Origin of the sequence: Kitasatospora sp. NPDC059973, assembly GCF_042737525.1 — a bacterium.
GTDB lineage: Bacteria > Actinomycetota > Actinomycetes > Streptomycetales > Streptomycetaceae > Kitasatospora.
Genome location: NZ_JBHWUI010000316.1, coordinates 1 through 4,278, shown reverse-complemented (window position 1 = coordinate 4,278; position 4,278 = coordinate 1). Strand labels below are relative to the sequence as shown.

The 4,278-nt window shown below is 70.9% G+C and carries 5 protein-coding genes; 4 read left to right on the top strand and 1 reads right to left on the bottom strand.

The window, feature by feature from the left end; all coding sequences use genetic code 11:
* Positions 1-203 precede the first annotated feature (203 nt).
* On the bottom strand, positions 204-1,493 hold the full coding sequence (locus ACFWA9_RS38485; protein ID WP_352293185.1) for a PTS transporter subunit EIIC: 1,290 nt from the start codon (positions 1,491-1,493) through the stop codon (positions 204-206).
* A gap of 400 nt (positions 1,494-1,893) precedes the next feature.
* Here ACFWA9_RS38485 and ACFWA9_RS38480 point away from each other — a divergent pair, with 400 nt between their 5' ends.
* From ACFWA9_RS38480 to rdgB, 4 genes are all read left to right on the top strand, one after another.
* Entirely contained in the window at positions 1,894-2,127 is a 234-nt protein-coding gene (locus ACFWA9_RS38480) for a glucose PTS transporter subunit EIIB (RefSeq protein WP_030060521.1), read from the top strand.
* Between the two features lie 194 nt (positions 2,128-2,321).
* Positions 2,322-3,047 (top strand): ribonuclease PH, encoded by a 726-nt coding sequence (gene rph / locus ACFWA9_RS38475; RefSeq protein WP_352293183.1) that lies wholly within the window; start codon positions 2,322-2,324, stop codon positions 3,045-3,047.
* A 170-nt stretch (positions 3,048-3,217) separates the two neighbouring features.
* Complete coding sequence (locus tag ACFWA9_RS38470; protein ID WP_380394124.1) at positions 3,218-3,607, top strand: hypothetical protein; 390 nt, start codon at positions 3,218-3,220, stop codon at positions 3,605-3,607.
* Between the two features lie 20 nt (positions 3,608-3,627).
* Positions 3,628-4,233 carry an RdgB/HAM1 family non-canonical purine NTP pyrophosphatase gene (gene rdgB, locus ACFWA9_RS38465; protein ID WP_380394121.1) on the top strand — a complete coding sequence of 202 codons (606 nt, stop codon included), beginning with the start codon at positions 3,628-3,630 and terminating at the stop codon, positions 4,231-4,233.
* The last annotated feature ends 45 nt before the right edge of the window (positions 4,234-4,278 follow it).

Here is a 4,278-nt window from a genome sequence, read left to right as displayed (position 1 = left end):
GCCCTGTCCCGGCCGGGCCCCGGGCCGCCGGGCGCCGGGCGCCGTCCCGGCGCCCAGGCGGCGGCGGGACCGGTCACCGAATTTCCCGGACCGGTCCGGGAATGGTTTTCCGGCCGGGACCATCGTCCTTTTACCAATATGCCGAAGGCCCCCGGACCAAGGGTCCGAGGGCCTATTCCGGCGGGCGTCCGGTGACGCTCGGTTTATGCCTTGGTCACGTCCTCGACCTCGTCGTCGTCCTCGCGTCCGGGTGTTTTCATGTTGAATTTCACGATGATGAACCGGAAGAGCGCGTAGTACACGACGGCGAAGCAGAGCCCGATCGGGATGATCAGCCAGGGCTTGGTGGCCAGGCTCCAGTTGATCGCGTAGTCGATCAGGCCGGCCGAGAAGCTGAACCCGTCGTGCACCCCGAGCGCCCAGGTGATCGCCATCGAGGCGCCGGTCAGCAGCGCGTGCACCGCGTACAGCGCGGGCGCGACATAGGCGAAGGAGTACTCGATCGGTTCGGTGACGCCGGTCACGAAGGACGTCAGGCCGACCGAGAGCATCAGCCCGTAGATCTCCTTGCGGCGGTGCGGCTTGGCCGCGTGCGCCATCGCCAGCGCCGCCGCCGGCAGGGCGAACATCATGATCGGGAAGAAACCGGAGGTGAACTGGCCCGCCGTCGGGTCACCGGCCAGGAAGCGCGGGATGTCGCCGTGCACGACCATGCCGTCGGGCTTGGTGAAGTCGCCGAACTGGAACCAGACGAAGGTGTTCAGCAACTGGTGCATGCCGATCAGCAGCAGTACGCGGTTGGCCACGCCGAAGATGCCGGCGCCGCCCGCGTCCAGGTCGGCCAGCCACTGGCTCACGTCGTTGAAGGCGCGGCCGATCGGCGGCCAGGCCCAGACCGCCAGCACCGCCAGCAGCATGCCGACCACGGCGGTGATCATCGGGACGAGCCGGCGGCCGTTGAAGAAGCCGAGCCAGTCGACCAGCCGGGTGCGGTGGTAGCGCACCCAGAGCCACGCCGACAGCAGGCCGATCAGGATGCCGCCCAGGACGCCCGGGTTCTGGTAGGTCGCGGCGGCCGACTTGGCCGAGGTGAAGTCCACGCACTGGTTGCCGACCAGGACGGTCGGCAGCTTGCAGTCCTCCGGGAAGGCGTGCAGCACGGCGTAGAAGACCAGGAAGCCCACCACGGCCGCCAGCGCCGTGGAGCCGTCCGCCTTCTTGGCCATGCCGATCGCGACCCCGATGCAGAACAGCAGCGGCAGGCCCAGCGAGGAGTCCAGCAGGGCGCCGCCGGCCGCCGCGAACACCTTGGCGACGTCGTCCCAGCCGAGGCCGTCCTTCCCGAACACGTCGGGCTGTCCGAGCCGGTTGAGGATGCCCGCCGCCGGCAGCACGGCGACCGGCAGCTGCAGCGAGCGGCCCATCTTCTGGAGTCCGCCGTAGAAGGTGTGCCACCACGTGGTCCGCGGGGCTGTGGCGCCTGCCGAACTCATCCTTCGCCCTCCGAGAGCAGTTGCCGAGCGCTGGCCCCCTGGGGGACCCTCGGACGGGGCTCAGGAACACCCGGGGCGCTTCCTGCGTTCATCGGAGTACACATATATTGGTGTAGACCACTTTGGGAGGCAGGCCGCGCGCACCGGGGCAGAAGCCCCGCTGATCGTCATCCTCGGACGAAGATCCAGACCGTGCGCGCCGGAATGGGCCAAAAGTGGACTAACGTGGCAGATCGGTCCAACTCGGGTGATGCTGGTCGCGCTGCGGCGCAGCGCGACGGCAGCTGAACCCGCGTCAGCACCGACAGCGACGACCCCGGCCGGCGGCCGGGGCACCCCGCACAGCGCAGGACGGCACCCGGCAGAGCAGCCGACGGGCCGAGACAGAGGGAGAAATCAGATGGCCAGCAAGGCTGAGAAGATCGTCGCCGGTCTGGGCGGCATCGACAACATCGAAGAGGTCGAAGGCTGCATCACCCGCCTGCGTACCGAGGTGAAGGACGCCTCCCTCGTCGACGAGGCCGCGCTGAAGGCCGCCGGCGCCCACGGCGTCGTCAAGATGGGCACCGCGATCCAGGTCGTCATCGGCACCGACGCCGACCCGATCGCCGCCGACATCGAGGACATGATGTGAGCTGAGCCCACCAGGCTCGGCACCACCAGGCTCAGCACCACCCGGCCCGCCGCCCCCCGTGGACGGCGGGCCGGCGCAGTCCGGCGCACCGGGCACAACCGTTCGGGCACCCCGCCACAGGCCCGCCGGGCACCGCCAACGACCCGTCCGACCCTGCCGGAACCACCCGACCGGACCGACTACGCTCGGTGCCTATGTCACGCATCGACGGCCGCACCCCCGACCAGCTCCGCCCCATCACCATCGAGCGGGGCTGGAGCAAGCACGCCGAAGGCTCCGTCCTCATCTCCTACGGCGACACCAAGGTGCTGTGCACCGCCAGCGTCACCGAAGGCGTCCCGCGCTGGCGCAAGGGCAGCGGCGAGGGCTGGGTCACCGCCGAGTACTCCATGCTCCCGCGCGCCACCAACACCCGCGGCGACCGCGAGGCCGTCAAGGGCCGCATCGGCGGACGCACCCACGAGATCAGCCGCCTCATCGGCCGCTCGCTGCGCGCCGTCATCGACCACCGCGCCCTCGCCGAGAACACCATCGTCCTCGACTGCGACGTCCTCCAGGCCGACGGCGGCACCCGCACCGCCGCCATCACCGGCGCCTACGTCGCCCTCGCCGACGCCGTCTCCTGGGCCCGCGAGAAGAAGATCCTCCGCGCCAAGGGCCAGCCCATCACCGGCGGCGTCAGCGCCGTCAGCGTCGGCATCATCGACGGCGTCCCGATGCTCGACCTCCGCTACGAGGAGGACGTCCGCGCCGAGACCGACATGAACATCGTCTGCACCTCCGACGGCCGCTTCGTCGAGGTCCAGGGCACCGCCGAGGGCGCCCCCTTCGACCGCGCCCTGCTCGACCAGCTCCTGGACCTCGGCACCCTCGGCTGCGCCGAGCTGGACGAGATCCAGCGCAAGGCCCTGGAGGGCTGAGCCCACCACCGGTGCCCGAAGGGGCTCCGGCGCGTGGCCGAACCGCGACACCAGCGCTGTACAGGCCGGGCCCGGAGCCCTTACGGTTCCCGCAGCACCCCGTTGTGGGAACCGCGCACCCCCGGGGGCGCGTCATTCCGTTCCGGAACCCGCGCACCCAGGAGGACCGGATGCCCCAGAGCATCGCCCGCCCCGCCACCCTCGCCGTGGCCGGCCTGATCGCCATCCTCCCGCTCAGCGCGGTCAGTTGCTCGGCCGCCCAGAAGGCGCTCGACTGCGGCAACACGGCGGTCCGCATCACCGGGGACATCAGCGACGTCACCACCGCCTTCAACAACGCCAGCAACGACTCGGCCGCCGCCGGCCAGGCCCTGCAGAAGCTCAAGAACGACCTCGACGACCTCGGCAAGAACTCCAAGAACACCGACGTCGCCAAGGCCATCACCGACCTCAACACCCAGGTCGGCAGGGTCCAGCAGGCCATCAACGACAAGCAGGCCCCCGACCTGAAGCCGCTCGGCGACGCCGCCGGCAACCTCACCCAGGTCTGCACCGGCTGACGTCCGGTTAGGGTGGGTTCATGCCCACCCGTCTGATTCTCGCCACCCGCAACCAGAACAAGGTCGCCGAGCTCCACGCCATCCTCGGCGAGGCCGGCCTCGACGTCGAACTGGTCGGCGCCGACGCCTACCCGCAGATCCCGGACGTCCGCGAGACCGGCGTCACCTTCGCCGAGAACTCGCTGCTCAAGGCGCACGCCCTCGCGCAGGCCACCGGCCTGCCCGCGGTCGCCGACGACTCCGGCCTCTGCGTCGACGTCCTCGGCGGCGCCCCCGGCATCTTCTCCGCCCGCTGGGCCGGCAAGCACGGCGACGACCGCGCCAACCTGGACCTGCTGCTGGCCCAGCTCGGCGACATCGCCCCGGAGCACCGCGGCGCCCACTTCTTCTGCGCCGCCGCCCTGGCCCTCCCGGACGGCACCGAGCGCGTCGTCGAGGGCCGCCTCCTCGGCACCCTGCGGACGGCCCCGGCCGGCGAGGGCGGCTTCGGCTACGACCCGATCCTGGAGCCCCTGGGCGAGACCCGCACCTGCGCCGAACTGACGGCGGCGGAGAAGAACGCCATCAGCCACCGCGGCAAGGCCTTCCGCGCCCTGGCCCCGGTCCTGAAGGACCTGCTGGGCTGAGAAGCCGCAGGAGCGACGACGGCCCGCTCGCCTTCGATTCGAAGG